Consider the following 17891-nt stretch of genomic DNA (forward strand, 5'->3'; position numbering starts at 1 on the left):
AGACGTTGGCCTGCCAGCCCGTCGGCCGACAAAAGCGCAAGTTTATGCAAGTGCACCCGGTGCCGGCGCAGGACACTGGACGCCTATTGAGGAGTCTTTGCCATGAACCTGTCTTTGTACCTGTTGACCGTGCTGATCTGGGGCACCACCTGGATTGCCTTGAAGTGGCAACTGGGCGTGGTGGCCATTCCGGTGTCGATCGTCTATCGCTTCGGCCTCGCTGCGCTGGTGCTGTTCGTGATGCTGCTGCTCAGCCGCCGCCTGCAAGTGATGAACCGTCGCGGGCATCTGATCTGTCTGGCGCAAGGGCTGTGCCTGTTCTGCGTCAACTTCATGTGCTTCCTGACCGCCAGCCAATGGATCCCCAGCGGACTCGTTGCGGTAGTGTTTTCCACCGCCACGCTGTGGAACGCCCTGAATGCGCGGGTGTTCTTCGGGCAGAAAATCGCCCGTAACGTGTTGATGGGCGGTGCGCTGGGGTTGCTGGGGCTTGGCCTGTTGTTCTGGCCGGAACTCGCCGGCCATACGGCCAGCCCTGAAACCTTGCTCGGTTTGGGTTTGGCCTTGCTCGGGACCCTGTGTTTCTCCGCCGGCAACATGCTGTCGAGCCTGCAACAGAAGGCCGGGCTCAAACCGTTGACCACCAACGCCTGGGGCATGGCCTATGGCGCGGCGATGTTGTCGGTGTGGTGCCTGGTCAAAGGCATTCCGTTCGACATCGAATGGAATGCCCGTTACATCGGCTCGCTGATGTACCTGGTCATCCCCGGTTCGGTGATCGGCTTCACCGCCTACCTGACGCTGGTCGGGCGCATGGGGCCGGAGCGTGCGGCCTATTGCACAGTTCTGTTCCCGGTGGTGGCGCTGAACGTCTCGGCATTCGCCGAAGGCTACCAATGGACCGCGCCGGCGCTGGTGGGCCTGGTGCTGGTGATGCTGGGTAACGTGCTGGTGTTCCGCAAGCCCAAGGCCGCGCTGGTGCAGGGCAGCGGCAAACTGGCCTGAGTGGATTTGAAGATCGGGCGCTCGCGCCGTCAGCGCTCGGTCTTTAATGCCAGGAAAATCAATAAGGGCACGATAAAATCGACGATATGCCGAGCCCAATCCTTGATATTCCAGATCTGTGATTCATCCATGTCGAACCATTCGACACCGACCACTTGCAGGCACACGTAATAAATAAAAATGGCAATCAGCAGCCCCACGATTGAAAGTTTTTTAGCTTCGTGGAAATCGTCGGCTGACGCGTTTATGTGTTTGAACAGTTGATAAGTACCCATCAGGCAATAAACGGTGTACATCACTTCCAGGGTAATGATGATCCAGTAAATCCGGTGATGCAGCATCGGCGATCTAATCGCGCGGTAACTGATATTGGTGTTTTCTCGGGTGGTGTCCATGCTTAGGACATGACCGACATATTCATAGTTGGTCGGGTAATCAGTAAAGTTGCCGACCATCACTAATAGTCCGAAGAAACTGAAGGACGCCATAAGCACGGCTTTGCTGTATCTGATGAGTTGGTCTGTGGTCAGGTGATTCAATGTATGTGCTCTCCGTAGCCAGAACTCGTGGAAGTCGAGTAAGTGGCGCGGAGTTTATAGAGGGTATCAAGTTTTCGGTGATGCACTGATTTTCAAGGTGTGTATCGAACTTCAAGTAATAAGCGTTAATTAAATACGGGCCGGTGTTTTATACATCGGCCCGTTTTTTTATCAGCCTTTCCAGACTTGCGGGTTCACCAGATCCTGCGGTCGTTCACCGAGCAAGGCGCTGCGCAAGTTGGCCAGGGCGCGGTTGGCCATGGCTTCGCGGGTTTCATCGGTGGCGGAGCCGATGTGCGGCAGGGTCACGGCGTTTTTCAATTGGAACAGCGGCGACTCGGCCAACGGTTCTTTCTCGTAGACGTCGAGGCCGGCGCCGCGAATCCGGTTATTTTGCAGCGCTTCGATCAGCGCCGGCTCGTCCACCACCGGGCCGCGGGCGATGTTCACCAGAATGGCGCTCGGCTTCATCATCGCCAGTTCGCGGTGGCTGATCAGGTGCTTGGTCTTCTCGCTGAGCGGCACCACCAGGCAGACGAAATCGGCTTCGGCCAACAGTTGATCGAGGCTGCGGAACTGCGCGCCGAGCTCTTGTTCCAGTTCGGTCTTGCGGCTGTTACCGCTGTAGATCACCGGCATGTTGAAACCCAACCGACCGCGACGGGCGATGGCCGCGCCGATATTGCCCATGCCGACGATGCCCAGGGTTTTGCCGTGCACATCGCAGCCAAACAGCGGCGCGCCGACGGTCGCTTGCCACTGGCCAGCCTTGGTCCAGGCGTCCAGCTCGGCGACGCGGCGGGCGCTGCTCATCAGCAGGGCGAAGGCCAGGTCGGCGGTGCTTTCGGTGAGCACGTCCGGGGTGTTGGTCAGCATGATCCCGCGCTCGTTGAAGTAGGCGACGTCATAGTTGTCATAGCCCACCGAGACGCTGGAAACCACTTCGAGATTGCCGGCGTTCTCCAGTTGCGCACGGCCGAGTTTGCGACCGACGCCAATCAAACCGTGGGCGTGGGGCAGGGCTTCATTGAACTGGGCGTTGATGTCGCCGTTTTTCGGGTTCGGCACGATCACGTCGAAATCTTGTTTCAGGCGCTCGACCATTTCGGGTGTGACACGGCTGAAAGCGAGGACAGTTTTTTTCATGGGAAGCGGCTCGGCGGGCGGTGGTGAATGCCAAGCACGCTAACATTCTTCTCAGGTGTTGTGCGAGGTCCCGGGTGTACATCGCCCCCATTGTGGGAGCGGGCTTGCTCGCGAAGAGGGAGTGTCAGTCGACAGATGGGTCGCTGACCCACCGCATTCGCGAGCAAGCCCGCTCCCACAGGTTTTAACGGAGCTGAAGTTGAATGCCTTGCGCTTTTATCTCACCGGTAAACATGAGTTCTTCCTGGGTAGTACTGTCGATGAAGCTGAAGTTGAACGGTGCGCTTAATGTGCCGTTGTCCCGATCAAAGTTGAAGGTGATGTGGCCGGTATTGCGTTTTGGTTCATGGAGGGTGTGCTGGCCATTCTTGATTTGGCGAAAGACCGGCGGTTGTACCGGACCGCCGTCAACAAACTCGTAGCGTTTGTTTTTAATGTCTATCGGGAAGGTCAGGTATAAAAAGTGGGTGGCATGCGGGCCAGCGTTGATGTGTGAGGCGTTAATGCCGATCAGGATGTTGTTTGTGGTGAATGCCGTGACAGTGCCTTCGAAAAGACCATATTTTTGAATAATGGCGTTTACGCTGCCAAATACCGTGTGGGTTGTTTTACTTGGATTGGCAGTGCCGGCAGGCATAACGCTTTCCTCTGTGTCTGGCTTTGCGCTGAAGATAGACACGGGGAAGTGCATCGTAAACTGTCAGAGTTGACAGTTGACAGCACCGCATTATCACGATCAACACCGGATCAAAACTGTGGGAGCGGGCTTGCTCGCGAAAGTAGTGTGTCAGGTAAATCAATCTTGAATGTCAGACCGTATTCGCGAGCAAGCCCGCTCCCACAAAGGTTCTTCAGCGAACACAACACTGGTGAATGACAGTTATTCCCTGTGGGAGCGGGCTTGCTCGCGAAAGCGGTGTGTCAGGTAAATCAATGTTGAATGTCAGACTGTATTCGCGAGCAAGCCCGCTCCCACAAAGGTTCTTCAGCGAACACAACTCTGGTGAATGACAGTTATTCCCTGTGGGAGCGGGCTTGCTCGCGAAAGCGATGTGTCAGGTAAATCAATGTTGAATGTCAGACTGTATTCGCGAGCAAGCCCGCTCCCACAAGGGTTCTCAGTGAACACAGCACTTGTGAATGACAGTTATCCCTTGTGGTGTGGGTCAGTCTTGCGGGTCGATGGTGTCCAGCACCCGGTTCACCGAGAGTTCGGCCAGCATGATGACTTGCTGGATACCGAGCAGGGTGTTGCGGTGAGTGCCGTCGACGAATCCGGCGAAGTCGCTGGCCATGACGCTGGCCGAGGCGAGGGACTCGCTGGCGTAGACCATCAGGGCTTCGGTGGTGGCGTCGGGGACGACCTGGAACAGGTGGCTGGGGGTGTGCGGAGGATTCGGTGTTGGCTTGAACATAAGGGGGCTACTCCATCGTGAGGTTATGGAGCTGCCACTTTCGTTTTCCAGACGAAGGGTGGCAGCCGTGCGCGGACTGGAAAAACCGGTCAAACCTCACCAAAACCCGGTAGACCCGAAGGTCTCCCGCGCACAGCCGCCATAACATTGCTAGCGGAAAAAAGCGCCGCAGTATGCCATGTGCTGAGGTGAGGTATCGATTCGGGTTTTCCAGACCCGGTCACTGATTCGTCAGTGACTCCCAAAGCCTATCCACTTCCCTTCCCACACAACAACCGTCAAAACACGTCGGAAACGTCCGAGAAAATTCGCAGTTTGTAGGACTGTCCGTAGCTCAATTCGCCAGTCGCGCGCCGGCCAGGCTTCCGCTCAATTCATACGCCGTCAATTCCGCCTGATGCGCCGCCAATATCTCCGGCAACGACCCGCGCAAGTACTCGACCCAGGTCTTGATCTTCGCGTCCAGGTACTGCCGTGACGGGTAGATCGCGTACAGGTTCAACTCCTGCGAGCGGTAGTTCGGCATCATCCGCACCAGCGTGCCGTTGCGCAGCCCTTCAATCGCCGCGTACACCGGCAACACGCCAACGCCCATGCCGCTGGTGATCGCGGTTTTCATCGCGTCGGCGGAGTTCACCAGAAACGGTGAGCTGTTAATGGTGACCATTTCCTGGCCTTCCGGACCATCGAACGTCCATTTTTCCAAAGGGATCACCGGGCTCACCAGACGCAGGCAGGCGTGGTTGAGCAGGTCGCTGGGTTTTTGTGCACAGCCGTTGGCTTTTACATAAGCCGGGGAGGCGCAAACGATGCTGTAGGTGATGCCCAGGCGCTGGGAGACGAAGCCCGAGTCCGCCAGTTCGCTGGCGAGCACGATGGACACGTCGTAGCCCTCGTCAAGCAGGTCCGGCACGCGGTTGGCCATGGTCAGGTCAAAGGTCACGTCCGGGTGGGTCTTGCGATAGCGGGCGATCGCGTCGATCACGAAGTGCTGGCCGATGCCGGTCATGGTGTGCACTTTCAGTTGCCCGGCGGGACGGGCGTGGGCGTCGCTGGCCTCGGCTTCGGCTTCTTCGACGTAGGCCAGGATCTGCTCACAACGCAACAAGTAGCGCTTGCCGGCTTCGGTCAGGGCGATGCGGCGGGTGGTGCGGTTGAGCAGGCGGGTTTGCAGGTGGGCTTCCAGGTTGGAAACCGCGCGCGAGACGTTGGCCGTGGTGGTGTCCAGTTGCACGGCGGCGGCGGTGAAACTGCCGGCCTCGGCCACGTAACTGAAGGCGCGCATGTTTTGCAAAGTGTCCATGGGGTGCTCTCGGGTTCGATGGCAAATTGTGACACGAAGTTACCGGGGCAGTGACCCCGACCAAGGGATTATCGCAGTAACGGTAACAAAGATTCACAGGATTCCCAGCTTATCGCCAACCAGGCCCACCCCTAGAATTGCGCCACCGCAGGAACATCAATACCTGTGGGAGCGAGCCTGCTCGCGAAGACGGAGTATCAGTCAACGTTGATGTTGGCTGACGAACCGCTTTCGCGAGCAGGCTCGCTCCCACAGGGGTCAGTGCCCGGTCCCACAATATTTCGTGCCTCCCCCCACCTTAGGAATTTGCAGCAGTGCCGCGTCGCATCAACAGAGCGCTCAAGACGCTCAGTGTTTTGGCTTTAACCCTGGCAATCAGCGGCTGCATCGGTACCGGAGGAATTGCCCCGCAGGGCAAGGCACTGGAGGCTGATTCACTGGCCACCGACGAAGCCATCCAGAACGCTGCACAGGACGCTCACTGGCCCACCGCGCAATGGTGGCAGGCCTATGGCGACCCGCAACTGAACCGCTGGATCGACCTCGCCGTGCAAGGCAGCCCGACCATGGCTATGGCCACCGCCCGGGTGCGCCAGGCCAAGTCCATGGCCGGCATCGCCGAGGCTGCCGAGTCGTTGCAGGTCAACGGTGAATCAACCCTCAAGCGCCACAACTGGCCGACGGATCAGTTCTACGGCCCCGGCGAACTTTCCAATACCACGACCTGGGACAACAACGCTTCGCTTGGCTTCAGCTATGCCCTCGACCTGTGGGGCCGCGAAAGCAACGCCACCGAGCGCGCCGTCGACATGGCGCACATGACCGCCGCCGAAGCGCGGCTGGCCCAGCTTGAATTACAGAACAACATCGTGCGCGCCTACATCGAACTGTCGCTGCATTACGCGCAACGGGACATCGTGCAGGCGACGCTGAAGCAACAACAGCAAATCCTCGACCTGGCGCAAAAACGCCTGAACGGCGGGATCGGCACGCATTTCGAAGTCAGCCAGGCCGAAACGCCACTGCCGGAAACCCATCGACAGATCGATGCCCTGGACGAAGAAATCGCCCTGAGCCGTAACCAACTCGCCGCGCTGGCCGGCAAAGGTCCGGGGGAGGGCGCGCAGTTGCAGCGGCCAACGTTGTCTTTAGGCGCCGCACTGAAACTGCCGTCATCGCTGCCCGCGCAATTGCTCGGCCAACGCCCGGACGTGGTCGCCAGCCGCTGGCAAGTCGCGGCCCAGGCCCGAGGCATCGATGTGGCCCACGCCGGTTTCTACCCCAATGTCGATCTGGTCGGCAGCCTCGGCTACATGGCCACGGGCGGCGGCGCACTGGAGTTTTTGACCGGCAAAAAACTCAACTACAGCGTCGGCCCGGCGATCTCGTTGCCGATTTTCGACGGCGGCCGCTTGCGCTCGGAACTGGGCGAAGCGTCCGCCGGGTATGACATCGCGGTAGCGAAGTACAACCAGACCCTGGTCAATGCGCTGAAGAACATCTCCGACCAGTTGATCCGCCGCGAGTCGATGGACAAGCAACAAACCTTCGCCGCTGAGTCCGTGGCCACGGCGCAGAAGACCTACGACATCGCGATGATCGCCTACCAGCGTGGGCTCACGGATTACCTCAACGTGCTCAATGCCCAGACGTTGTTGTTCAAGCAGCAGCAGGTTCAGCAGCAAGTGCAGGCGGCGCGGTTGAGTGCGCATGCGGAATTGGTGACGGCGTTGGGTGGTGGGCTGGGTGCTGGCGGTGATGTGCCGACAGACAGCCAGACCCAGGCCCCGAAAACCCCGGCGCTTCTGAAGTGAACCCAAAACCTGTGGGAGCGGGCTTGCTCGCGAATGCGGCGTGTCAGGCAATGCAGATGCTGACTGACACACCGCTTTCGCGAGCAAGCCCGCTCCCACAGGGTCCCGGCCCGACTGAAATATCAATGAGCAGGATTCGATGACTCCCTTGCCCGCACCGCTGCGCTGGCTGTATTCCCTCGAATGGCGCCGTGGCTTCTACGATTGGGCACGCAGCGACGGCGTGACCTGGGTCTACATTTTCAAGGTGCTGCTCGCGGCATTCCTGACCCTGTGGCTGGCTATGCGCCTGGAATTGCCGCAACCGCGCACGGCGATGATCACCGTGTTTATCGTCATGCAACCGCAAAGCGGTCATGTGTTGGCCAAGAGTTTTTATCGTTTCCTCGGCACCCTCGCCGGGTCGGCGGTGATGGTGTTGCTGATCGCGTTGTTTGCGCAGAACACCGAACTGTTCCTCGGCTCATTGGCGATCTGGGTTGGCCTGTGCACGGCGGGCGCGGCGCGCTATCGCAACTTCCGCGCCTACGGTTTTGTGCTCGCCGGCTACACCGCAGCGATGGTCGGTTTGCCGGCGTTGGCGCACCCGGACGGCGCATTCATGGCCGCGGTCTGGCGGGTGCTGGAAATCTCGTTGGGGATTATTTGCTCGACTCTGATCAGCGCCGCGATCCTGCCGCAATCCGCCAGCGCCGCGATGCGCAACGCCTTGTATCAGCGCTTCGGCGTGTTCGCGTTGTTCGTCACCGATGGCTTGCGCGGTCGCAGCAAACGCGAGGCTTTTGAGGCGAGCAACGTGCGATTCATCGCCGAAGCGGTGGGTCTGGAAGGCTTGCGCAGCGTGACGGTGTTCGAAGACCCGCACATGCGCCGGCGCAACGGTCGGCTCAGTCGCTTGAACAGCGAATTCATGAGCATCACCACGCGCTTCAACGCCTTGCACCAATTGCTTGAACGCCTGCGCATCAGTGAGGCGGATCACGTCGTCGCGGCGATCAAACCCGGTTTGCAGGACCTCGCCGAATTGCTCGACGGCTTCAGCGGTCGGGCATTGACCGATGCCGATGCGGCGCGCCTGGTCACGGCGTTGACCGCGTACAAGGAAGGCTTGCCGGCGCGGGTGCGCAGCCTGCGGGCGACCTTCCAGGAGAGCGACCCGAGCGACGCCGAGCAGCTGGATTTCCACACCGCGTACGAATTGCTCTATCGCTTCGTCGACGACCTGCACAGTTATGCACAGACCCACGCATCGCTAGCGGATCACAGTCACGCCCGTGAGCAATGGGACGAACCGTTCACCCCGCAAACCAACTGGCTGGCGTCGGCGGCGTCGGGGATTCGCGCGGCGTTTATTCTGGTGGTGCTCGGCAGTTATTGGGTCGCCACCGCGTGGCCGAGCGGGGCGACGATGACGTTGATTGCCGCTGCCACCGTGGGCCTTTCCGCAGCGACGCCGAACCCGAAACGCATGGCGTTCCAGATGGCCTGCGGCACGTTGCTTGGCGCGCTGATTGGCTTCGTCGAGATGTTTTTCATCTTCCCGTGGATCGATGGTTTTCCGTTGCTGTGCGTGATGCTCGCGCCGGTGATCGTGCTCGGTTCGTTCCTCGCCTCGCGCCCGCAATACGCCGGGGTCGGCCTCGGGTTGCTGATCTTCTTCAGCACCGGTTCGGTGCCGGACAACCTCACGGTCTACAACCCCTACACCTTTATCAACGACTACATCGCCATGGTCCTCGGCATGCTGGTGTGCGCCGCCGCCGGGGCGATCATCCTGCCGCCCAACAGCCGCTGGTTGTGGCGTCGGCTGGAGCAGGATTTGCGCGAGCAAGTGGTGTACGCGATCAGCGGCAAGCTCAAGGGCCTGGGGTCGAGTTTTGAAAGTCGTACCCGGGATTTGCTGCACCAGGCGTATGGCCTGGCGGTAGGTTCGCCACATGTGCAGCGCGACTTGCTGCGCTGGATGTTCGTGGTGCTGGAAGTCGGCCACGCGATCATCGAGTTGCGCAAGGAACAGGCGATCTTGCCGGTGCACCCGGCGTATGCCGAATCCCAGCCGTGGCGCCAGGCGATCCGGGTGATGGGGCGTTCGCTGGTACGGCTGTTTTTGCAGCCGAGCCAGAGCAATCTCGAACGCGGCTTGATCGCTGTGGACCATGCGATCAGCCGTGTGCAAGCCACCGACGAACCGTTCGCCCCGCACTTCGATACCTCGGCGTTGCGTCGGGTGAAGAGCTATCTGCACTTCATCCGCACCTCGTTGCTGGACCCCCAATCGCCGCTATCCGGCTACATAAAAGCTACGGCCAAAGGAGTTGAACATGCCGCGTGAAATCGCCTTCCACGGCGTGTACATGCCGACCATGACCCTGATGTTTTTCATCGCCGCCGCGCTGGCCTGGGCGCTGGACCGGTTCTTGTCCGGGTTCGATCTGTACCGTTTTTTCTGGCACCCGGCGTTGCTGCGCCTAAGCCTGTTTACCTGTCTGTTCGGCGCCCTGGCGCTGACTGTCTACCGTTGAGAACGTACTGATGAAAAAGCTTTTCAGCCTGCTCGCGACCCTGTTGGTACTGGCCCTCGCGATATGGATCGGCCGGACCCTGTGGGTGCATTACATGGACACGCCGTGGACCCGCGACGGTCGCGTGCGCGCCGACATCATCAACGTCGCCGCCGACGTCACCGGCGCCGTGGTGGACGTGCCGGTGCGTGATAACCAGTTGGTGAAGAAGGGCGATTTGCTGATGCAAATTGATCCCGAGCACTACCGCATCGCCGTGAAACAGGCGCAGTCGCTGGTGGCTTCGCGCAAGGCCACGTGGGAGATGCGCAAGGTCAACGCCCATCGCCGCGCCGACATGGACGCGCTGGTGATCTCCAAGGAAAACCGCGACGACGCCAGCAACATCGCCGACTCCGCCCTAGCCGATTACCAGCACGCCCAGGCACAACTGGAAGCCGCCGAACTCAACCTCAAACGCACCGAAGTGCGCGCCGCCGTGGACGGTTATGTGACCAACCTCAACGTGCATCGCGGCGACTACGCACGCATCGGCGAAGCGAAAATGGCCGTGGTCGATATGAACTCGTTCTGGGTCTATGGCTTCTTTGAAGAAACCAAATTGCCGCATGTGCGCGTGGGCGATAAAGCCGACATGCAGTTGATGAGCGGCGAGGTTTTGAAGGGGCATGTAGAGAGCATTTCGCGGGGGATCTACGACCGGGATAACCCGGAAAGTCGCGAGCTGATTGCCGATGTGAACCCGACGTTCAATTGGGTGCGCCTGGCGCAACGGGTGCCGGTGCGGATTCACATTGATGAAGTGCCGGAGGGTGTGCTGTTGGCGGCGGGGATTACCTGCACTGTGGTGGTGAAACAAGAGGGCGGCGAATAACCCCTGTGGCGAGGGAGCTTGCTCCCGCTGGGCTGCGTAGCAGCCCCAAAACCGTTATCCCGATTCTGTCAGGCACTCCGCTTATTTAGCGTTGGCGACTGCTTCGCAGTCGAACGGGAGCAAGCTCCCTCGCCACAAAGGTTTGGTGTTAACCCTGACAGAGCGTTTCGTGCAAATGCCGCCAAACCACCTTGCCTGATTCGAGCCTCTCGAACACCACCGTCGACCGCCGATCCGAGTGCAACCCTGTCGCATCGGTCTGTTGCTCGCGATAACTCACCGTCGCGCCGCGTTCATGCAGGGCAATCCCGCACATCTCGCTGAGTTCGATTTTGAACCCGGTCTTCTGCCCCCCCGCCATCCGAAACAACCCCCGCAACGCCTCCAGATCCAGCACCCGGCCCAGTGGTGAGACCATGGAAAACTGCGGTGAAAATCGCGCCAGCAAACGTTCCAGTGCAGCTTCGTCTTGTTCAGTGGCGAACCATTTTTCGATGGCCACGTGGGCCTGGATTACTTCGTCAAAGTAGTCGGTGTAGTCAGTCATGCGGATTTTTCCTGAAGGGGCGGTGGGGTGAGCAAAGCGAGGATTTTCGTCGTATCGAGGCGCAGGACGGCGGCCATTGGCATCACGGTCAGCAGTGCTGCCGCGAGGAAGCAATCGTTGAAGCCTTGAGCGCCCAACGCGCCGAGTAACGAACTCAACAGCGCCGCGCCGAGGCAGAAACCGAGTTGGCGATTGATGTTCCACAGGGCGCTGGCGTGGCCCATTTTTTCAGGCGCGATGCCGACGAACGCCAAGGTCTGGGCGGTGACGCTGCACAGGCTGCCACCCAGGCCCATCACGGCGTAGGCGATGATCAGCAACGGGCCGACGGGCTGTGCGATGCGTGTCAGCAACAGGATGCCCAGGCACTGCAACAGCATGCCGGTGATCAGTAACGGTTTGGGGCCGATGCGGTTGAAGGTGCGTTTGCCCAACAGGATCGCCACCCCCGAGCCCGCCGCCCACGGCAACATCAACGCGCCGATTTGCGCCGCGCCGAGACCGAGGTTGTGCAGGTACAACACGGCAATCAGGTGGGTGCCAGTAAAGATGCCGGGCACACAGAGGTAGATCAGCATCGCTGTGCGTAGTGATGGATTTCTGATCAGTTGCAGGTCGAGGATTGCCGCGGGTTTTGCCCAGCCGTCGTGCAGGTACAACACCGCCATTGCCGCGCTTGATGTCAGACCGAGCACGCCGAAAAGGCGCGTGTCGGGCTCGCTCAACAGGCTCAGGGCAATCAGCAGCAGACTCAGGGCCGAGACCGCGAACAGTAAGCCGCGAGCATCGAGTGTCGGGCGTTCGCTGGAGGCTTGATCGGGTTTCAACCACAGCGCGGCGAGGCCCAATGCGAGCAACGCGACCGGCACATTCAGGTAGAAAATCCAGCGCCAGGACAACGCCTCGACGATCAACCCGCCGGCCGCCGGCGACAGCGCGGGCACCATCAGCGCCACCAGCAACACCACCCCGGTGAAATGCGCACGCCGGGCCGGAGGAAACTGTCGATAGGCCAGGGCCTGGCCAACCGGGAGCAGCAGCCCGCCACCGAGCCCTTGCAGCAATCGCCAGCCGATCAGGCTTTCAATCGATCCTGCCTGCGCCACCAATGCCGAAGCGATCCCGAATAGCAGCAGCGAACCGATGATCAGCCGCCGCTCACCGAGCCGTGCCGCCAGCCACACGCTCATCGGAATGATCAGCGTCAGCCCGAGCATGTAGGCGTTGCTGATCCACGCCAGTTCCGTCACCGACGCACGCAGTTCCCGGGCGATGTCGGGGTAGGCGATGGTGGCGACGAACATGTTCAGCAGGTCGAGGGCGAACCCCAATAAATACACCAGCGCGACTTTCGAGCGATAGGCCATGGCCACTTTCCCTGTAATGAGAGGTGCAGGGTAGAGCGCTGGCGACGTTAGGAAAACGCTGCTTTGACTGCTAGTTTGTCAAAATTATTTTGACAAGGGAGCGCCGCGAGCATGGTCAGCCTGGACCGTTTTGACACTTTCAAAGCCGTGGTCGAGGCCGGGTCGTTAACCGCTGCGGCCGATACGTTGGGGCAAACCCGCGCGGTGGTGAGTTTCAACCTCAAGCGTCTGGAGGAAGAGCTGGGCGTGACCTTGCTGACCCGCAGCACCCGCCAATTGGCCCTGACCGATGCCGGCGAACGTTTTTATCGACGCTGTTTGCGCACCCTGGACGAGGCCCAACTGGCGATCGAGGAGGCCCGTTCCGAGCATTCGCAGCTCAAGGGTACGTTGCGGATTACCACCACGGTGGAGTTTGCCCTGGCTCAGGTGGTGCCCGCATTGGGGGTGTTTCGTGAGCAGCATCCGCAGCTGAACATTCACTTATCTACATCCTCGACTCACGCCGATCTGATTTCCGAGCGTTTTGACGTGGCGATTCGCCTGGGGCGCATGCTTGATTCCAACCTGCGAGCGGTGCAGTTGTCGACGTTCGAGATTTTTGCGGTGGCGGCGCCGGTGTTGGTCGAGCGTTTCGGGACGGTCGATACACTGGCGGCATTGGAGTCGCTGCCGACGCTGGGGCATGGGCGAGTGCCTGAACTGACGGTGAACGACCCGGTCGGGACTGAGTATCTGTACCAGCCGAAACCGGGGAAAACCGCGATTGTCGCCGACAACTCGGCGACGCTGCGGGCCTTTGCGTTGTCCGGGCAGGGCGTGGCGATTTTGCCGCAGTGGCTGATTCAGGAGGATCTGGAGGCGGGGCGGTTACAGCGCTTGCTGGCGGACCATCGATTCGCTCAGCAAGGGGTGTATGCGTTGTACCCGGACACCCGGCATCTGCCGCTGAAGGTGCGGGCGTTTATTGATTTTATGAAGGGGTGGGGTTGAGGATTTGTGGTGATTGTCAGGGCGCCTTCGCGAGCAAGCCCGCTCCCACAGGAGGAACGCATTCCAAATGTGGGAGCGGGCTTGCTCGCGAAGGCGTCGACTCGGTCTTAAAGTTGCCCCCGCAACCCAAACCGTTTCATCAGCCCCGACTCCAATAACCCTTTAGGCAACAACCCCGCCAACAACGGCAACGCCCGGCTGCCATTGCCCAGGCGCAGCAGCCGCGGCGGTTTGCTTTGCTGCACAGCCTTGAGCAAACCGGTGGCAAATTCGCTGGCCGGGGTCGGGTTGTCCTGGGACGCCTTGGCCCGCGCTCGAATACCCTCGCGCAACGGAAACCACGGCGATTGTTCGGTGATCAGTTGTTCGGCTTCATGCCCGGCATTCTTGGCAAAACTGGTGTTGATGGCGCCGGGCTGGACTTCCATCACACGGATGCCGAAAGGTGCCAGTTCCATACGCAACGCATCGCTCAAGGCATGCACCGCGGCTTTCGAGGCGCAATAGGCGCCGGCGAACGGCGTGACCAGCACGCCGGACACGCTGCCGATGTTCACCACCAGACCCTTGGCCCGGCGTAACACCGGGAACAACGCCTGGGTGACGCCGACCAGCGCGAACACATTGGTTTCGAACTGGCGCTGCATCGCCGGCACGCCGCCATCGAGCAGCGGTCCCATGGCGCCATAACCGGCGTTGTTGATCAGCACATCGAGGCCGCCATGTTGATGGTTGATGCGCTCGCTCAGCTGTTGGAGTGCGGCGCCATCGTTGACGTCCAGTTGCACCGCCGTGAACCCGGCCGCCGCCAGGACGGCCACGTCTTCAGCCTTGCGGGCACTGGCCCAGACTTCGTAGCCAGCGGTTTTGAACACGTCGGCCAGGGCGCGGCCGATGCCGCTGGAACAACCGGTAATCAACGCAACGGGCATGGCGCGGTCCTTGTGCAATAAGAAGTGGGGATCAGTCGGAGAAACTACCCTGCAATCGCTCGGCGCGAAACTCCAGGGTTTGCGGGCGATAACCGGGACGCAGCGGTGGCAGCGGCAAGCAGTCTTCCCAATTGGCGCCGGCCTGCAACTCACCGGGGCCGCGATAACGCGGGGCGGCGTATTGATTGTCGGCCAGGTTGACCGTGTCGCCGGGCGCGTAAGCGGCGATGCGCCAGCGCAATTCGGTGAGCGGAACGTCGTTGCCATTGTTCATCGTTAACTGCAACGGACGGTCCGCCGGGCACTGTTCCGGCGCGTAGGTGATGCGCAATTCAAGGCGCGCCAGTTGCTTGACCTCGCGGTTGTCCAGCCAGATCACCCATGTGGCGACCAGGCCCAAACCCACGGCGGCAGCCACGGACACCGGCAAGGCTTTGGCCGGGTAGCGCAGCAACAGGATCAGCCAGGTGATGACCAGCAGGACGCCGATGAACATGTCGCACAACCTCGGGAAGGGAGAAGGTCATCCTACCTAAGCGCGGGTGCGGTTGGCGATGGCCAAGCGCAGCTTACCGTTTGTCCACCCTGTAATTTCTGACAGTAGCCAACTATTCCGTCGCCAGTATTAGATGGACGGACTGTTCAAGGACGGCCCGTCAATGTCGACCACATTGTCTGTCCACCGCCATACCCCGACCGTGACGGCCCTGGACTCGCGGGGGCTAAAGGTTCGCACGGTGGGTTACTGGCGCGACGAGGGCAGCCGGCTCGCGCAGGCCCGGATTGATCGCACGATGCGCGACCCGCTCGGGCGAGTGGTTGCACAGTGGGACCCGCGTTTATGGGGGACGGCGCAGGCTAATCTGGCGACGGTGTATTCGCTTTCCGCCAAGGTGCTCGGTACGGACAGTGTCGATGCCGGATGGCGGTTGGGTCTATGGGGGGAGGGCGAACAGCAACTGGAACAATGGGACGGGCGGGGTACTCGACGACAGACTCGCTATGACGAACAGTGGCGGCCGGTTGCGGTGTTCGAGAACGGCGAGTGTACGGAGCAGTTGGCTTATGGGGATAAGTCGCTCAGTGACCGCAATCAGTGCGGGCGATTGGTTCGTCACGATGATCCGGCGGGCGTTTTGCTGTTCCATGACTACGGGTTGACCGGCGCGGTACTGAAGCAAGAACGCCGCTTCACCCACGAGCCAGATCCGGGCGCCGCGACGCAGTGGCGGTTGACCCCGCTGGGTGACGTACATGCCCAGATAGATGCCCAGGGAAACGAACAGCGATTCAGTCAGACGTGCAACGGCCAGTTGCGCGCGGTGGATTTGCGCCTGAGCGGCACCACTGAATGGCTGCCGATGGTCAGCGCCATCTCCTACAGCGCCCACGGTCAGGTCGAAAAGGAAGTGGCGGGTAATGGCGTGGTCACTGTCCTTGAGTACACCGCCGAAGACGCACGACTGAAGCGTTTGTTATCCCGACCAGGACAAGAAGGTCCGTTGCAGGACCTGCGTTACGCCTACGATCCACTCGGCAATGTGCTGAGCATCGAAGACGCGGTGCTGCCGATCCGTTACTTCGCCAATCAGCGCATCGAGCCGATCAATCGCTATGCCTATGACAGTCTGTCGCAACTGATTGAGGCCACCGGTTGGGAGGCCGGCACCGTCAGGCAGGGGCCCTTTTCCGAGTATTCGGAAAGTCTCGCCAACTACCGCCAGACCTATCGCTACGACGACGGCAACAACCTGCTCGAATTGATCCACATCGGCGCGCAAAACCCTGGCCATCGGCTGGTCGCTGCCGCGTACAGCAATCGGTGCCTGCCCGTACGCGATGGCATGGAACCGGGTGAAGAAGACTTTCGTAGCGGGTTCGACGCCAACGGCAATTTGCTGAACCTGCAACCGGGTCAGGCGTTGAGTTGGGACCTGCGTAATCAGCTTCGCGAAGTGCGCCCGGTGGCGCGCGACTCCGGTCCCGATGATTGCGAACGCTACATCTACGATGCCGAGGGCATGCGTGTGCGCAAGATTCGCTCACTGCAAACCAGCGCCCGAACCAACATCCTCGAAACCCGATACTTGCCGGGTCTGGAAATCCGCACCCATAGCGGCACCGGCGAAGAACTGCATGTGATCGATGTCCAGACCGGGCGCGGTAGCGTGCGGGTGTTGCATTGGGCGGCGGGGCGCCCGACGCAGATTGCTGATAATCAACAGCGCTACAGCCTGACGGATCATCTGGGGTCCAGCACTCTGGAGCTGGATCAGGATGCCAACATCATCACGCAGGAACGCTATTACCCGTTTGGCGGCACGGCCTGGTCGAACGACGAGTCGGTTCAGGTCAGTTACAAGACTGTGCGGTATTCGGGCAAGGAACGGGATGCGACGGGGCTTTATTACTATGGGTTCAGGTATTACGTGCCGTGGTTGCAGCGGTGGTTGAGCCCTGATCCGGCGGGGAAAGTGGACGGGCTGAATTTTTTTTCAATGGTCACTAACAACCCAACCAGCAAAATGGATGCCTATGGATTGGTGGGCGAAAGATGGCGTCGTGCCCGAGAGCTACTTTTTCCGGAGACGCGACCTGCTGCGCTGATTCATCCAATGTTGGGCAGTAAGCGCCTGGTGGAATATGCGGCGGAAAATACCTCTGATCCGTCACGTATAACGCCCAACTCGCGACAATACCGAGGGGTGCAATATATGGGGCAAGAAGAGCGGCAGTCCCATACCGTCACGATAAGGAATAAACGGATTTATTCAACATCGCTCGAGGGCGAGAGTGTGCCTTTAACTTCCTCGGCAGATGTGATGCTTCGAGGCCGGTCGGTTACAAGAGAAACACCCAAAACCACCAACGCGCATAGTTGGAAACGTACGCAAATGGCTTATGTATTGGGCTGGAACGCGGACTCACCTAACGAAAAGCAACTCTTGATTTACAAGAGCAAGGACAATGAAATTCATCACAGCAGTGGTTTTGGTGGCGGTAGGGTTTTGGATGCAGGATTGATGACCCTTTATCAGGGGCGTATCGCGTTTATCGAAAACAAAAGCGGCCATTACCGACCCAACATGGAACAAAAAATCAATACGTTACATTTTCTTCAGCAATCAGGCATGGACCTTTCAGATACGTTTTTATCGGATTTTATTCCGATGATACCAACGGACCCTGCGGATCCGCACTCTGCTCGGGTTCCATACTTTGACGGGGAGGAAATCTTTCGAGCGGATGATTTTTATAAAAAAAGAGGCCAAGGCAATATTTCCAAAGCCCCGGATTACGATCCTGATAATCCCAGGATTTTTACCGGACAAACACAAGTGTATTGGCCGGGTCGCTAGATTAAAAAAAAGCCCCCGACCAACCCGCTGCGGATAGGGAAAAACGCAGCGGGCTGGACGGGGGCTTTCAGTTTT

General features: G+C 59.8%; 16 protein-coding genes. 7 read left to right on the forward strand and 9 right to left on the reverse strand.

Features of this window, described 5'->3' with window-relative positions; all coding sequences use genetic code 11:
* Positions 1 to 102: 102 nt before the first annotated feature.
* Positions 103 to 1005: a DMT family transporter gene (locus ACIQY3_RS18480; RefSeq protein ID WP_403021946.1), complete on the forward strand. Its 903-nt coding sequence runs from the start codon at positions 103 to 105 to the stop codon at positions 1003 to 1005.
* Positions 1006 to 1034: 29 nt separating this feature from the next.
* Here the strand turns inward: ACIQY3_RS18480 and ACIQY3_RS18485 are convergent, their stop codons facing one another.
* The 5 genes from ACIQY3_RS18485 to ACIQY3_RS18505 form a co-directional block, all read right to left on the reverse strand.
* Positions 1035 to 1544: a DUF2165 family protein gene (locus tag ACIQY3_RS18485; RefSeq protein ID WP_403021948.1), complete on the reverse strand. Its 510-nt coding sequence runs from the start codon at positions 1542 to 1544 to the stop codon at positions 1035 to 1037.
* A gap of 171 nt (positions 1545 to 1715) precedes the next feature.
* Positions 1716 to 2690, reverse strand: coding sequence for a 2-hydroxyacid dehydrogenase (locus tag ACIQY3_RS18490; protein ID WP_403021950.1), 975 nt, complete (start codon positions 2688 to 2690; stop codon positions 1716 to 1718).
* A gap of 184 nt (positions 2691 to 2874) precedes the next feature.
* On the reverse strand, positions 2875 to 3327 hold the full coding sequence (locus tag ACIQY3_RS18495) for a hypothetical protein (protein ID WP_403021952.1): 453 nt from the start codon (positions 3325 to 3327) through the stop codon (positions 2875 to 2877).
* Between the two features lie 529 nt (positions 3328 to 3856).
* Entirely contained in the window at positions 3857 to 4105 is a 249-nt protein-coding gene (locus ACIQY3_RS18500) for a DUF6124 family protein (protein ID WP_403021954.1), read from the reverse strand.
* 334 nt (positions 4106 to 4439) lie between these two features.
* A complete protein-coding gene (locus ACIQY3_RS18505) occupies positions 4440 to 5408 on the reverse strand; it encodes a LysR family transcriptional regulator (protein WP_123405442.1) in 969 nt (322 codons plus the stop codon).
* 314 nt (positions 5409 to 5722) lie between these two features.
* Between ACIQY3_RS18505 and ACIQY3_RS18510 the strand changes: the two genes are divergently transcribed.
* From ACIQY3_RS18510 to ACIQY3_RS18525, 4 genes are all read left to right on the forward strand, one after another.
* Positions 5723 to 7222 (forward strand): efflux transporter outer membrane subunit, encoded by a 1500-nt coding sequence (locus tag ACIQY3_RS18510; protein WP_403021957.1) that lies wholly within the window; start codon positions 5723 to 5725, stop codon positions 7220 to 7222.
* A 139-nt stretch (positions 7223 to 7361) separates the two neighbouring features.
* On the forward strand, positions 7362 to 9554 hold the full coding sequence (locus ACIQY3_RS18515; RefSeq protein ID WP_403021959.1) for an FUSC family protein: 2193 nt from the start codon (positions 7362 to 7364) through the stop codon (positions 9552 to 9554).
* Positions 9544 to 9744, forward strand: coding sequence for a DUF1656 domain-containing protein (locus ACIQY3_RS18520; protein WP_007896379.1), 201 nt, complete (start codon positions 9544 to 9546; stop codon positions 9742 to 9744). The genes ACIQY3_RS18515 and ACIQY3_RS18520 overlap by 11 nt, the downstream gene beginning before the upstream one ends.
* Positions 9745 to 9754: 10 nt before the next feature.
* Complete coding sequence (locus tag ACIQY3_RS18525; RefSeq protein WP_403021961.1) at positions 9755 to 10618, forward strand: efflux RND transporter periplasmic adaptor subunit; 864 nt, start codon at positions 9755 to 9757, stop codon at positions 10616 to 10618.
* 148 nt (positions 10619 to 10766) lie between these two features.
* Here the strand turns inward: ACIQY3_RS18525 and ACIQY3_RS18530 are convergent, their stop codons facing one another.
* Both ACIQY3_RS18530 and ACIQY3_RS18535 read right to left on the reverse strand, forming a co-directional pair.
* Positions 10767 to 11165 (reverse strand): DUF4440 domain-containing protein, encoded by a 399-nt coding sequence (locus tag ACIQY3_RS18530; protein WP_403021963.1) that lies wholly within the window; start codon positions 11163 to 11165, stop codon positions 10767 to 10769.
* Positions 11162 to 12532 carry an MFS transporter gene (locus ACIQY3_RS18535; RefSeq protein WP_403021965.1) on the reverse strand — a complete coding sequence of 457 codons (1371 nt, stop codon included), beginning with the start codon at positions 12530 to 12532 and terminating at the stop codon, positions 11162 to 11164. Before ACIQY3_RS18535 ends, ACIQY3_RS18530 begins: the two co-directional genes overlap by 4 nt.
* A 111-nt stretch (positions 12533 to 12643) precedes the next feature.
* On the opposite strand from ACIQY3_RS18535, the gene ACIQY3_RS18540 reads away from it, so the two are divergent.
* Positions 12644 to 13525, forward strand: a complete 882-nt coding sequence (locus tag ACIQY3_RS18540) for a LysR family transcriptional regulator (protein WP_403021967.1) — start codon at positions 12644 to 12646, stop codon at positions 13523 to 13525.
* A gap of 107 nt (positions 13526 to 13632) precedes the next feature.
* Here ACIQY3_RS18540 and ACIQY3_RS18545 read toward each other — a convergent pair whose 3' ends face one another.
* Positions 13633 to 14457, reverse strand: a complete 825-nt coding sequence (locus tag ACIQY3_RS18545) for an SDR family oxidoreductase (RefSeq protein ID WP_403021969.1) — start codon at positions 14455 to 14457, stop codon at positions 13633 to 13635.
* Positions 14458 to 14488: 31 nt separating this feature from the next.
* Positions 14489 to 14953: a multidrug transporter gene (locus ACIQY3_RS18550; protein WP_163908550.1), complete on the reverse strand. Its 465-nt coding sequence runs from the start codon at positions 14951 to 14953 to the stop codon at positions 14489 to 14491.
* A 163-nt stretch (positions 14954 to 15116) separates the two neighbouring features.
* On the opposite strand from ACIQY3_RS18550, the gene ACIQY3_RS18555 reads away from it, so the two are divergent.
* Positions 15117 to 17816 (forward strand): RHS repeat domain-containing protein, encoded by a 2700-nt coding sequence (locus ACIQY3_RS18555; protein WP_403021972.1) that lies wholly within the window; start codon positions 15117 to 15119, stop codon positions 17814 to 17816.
* The last annotated feature ends 75 nt before the right edge of the window (positions 17817 to 17891 follow it).

The sequence above is a fragment of the Pseudomonas sp. NPDC096950 genome (genome assembly GCF_044762525.1).
Lineage (GTDB): Bacteria > Pseudomonadota > Gammaproteobacteria > Pseudomonadales > Pseudomonadaceae > Aquipseudomonas.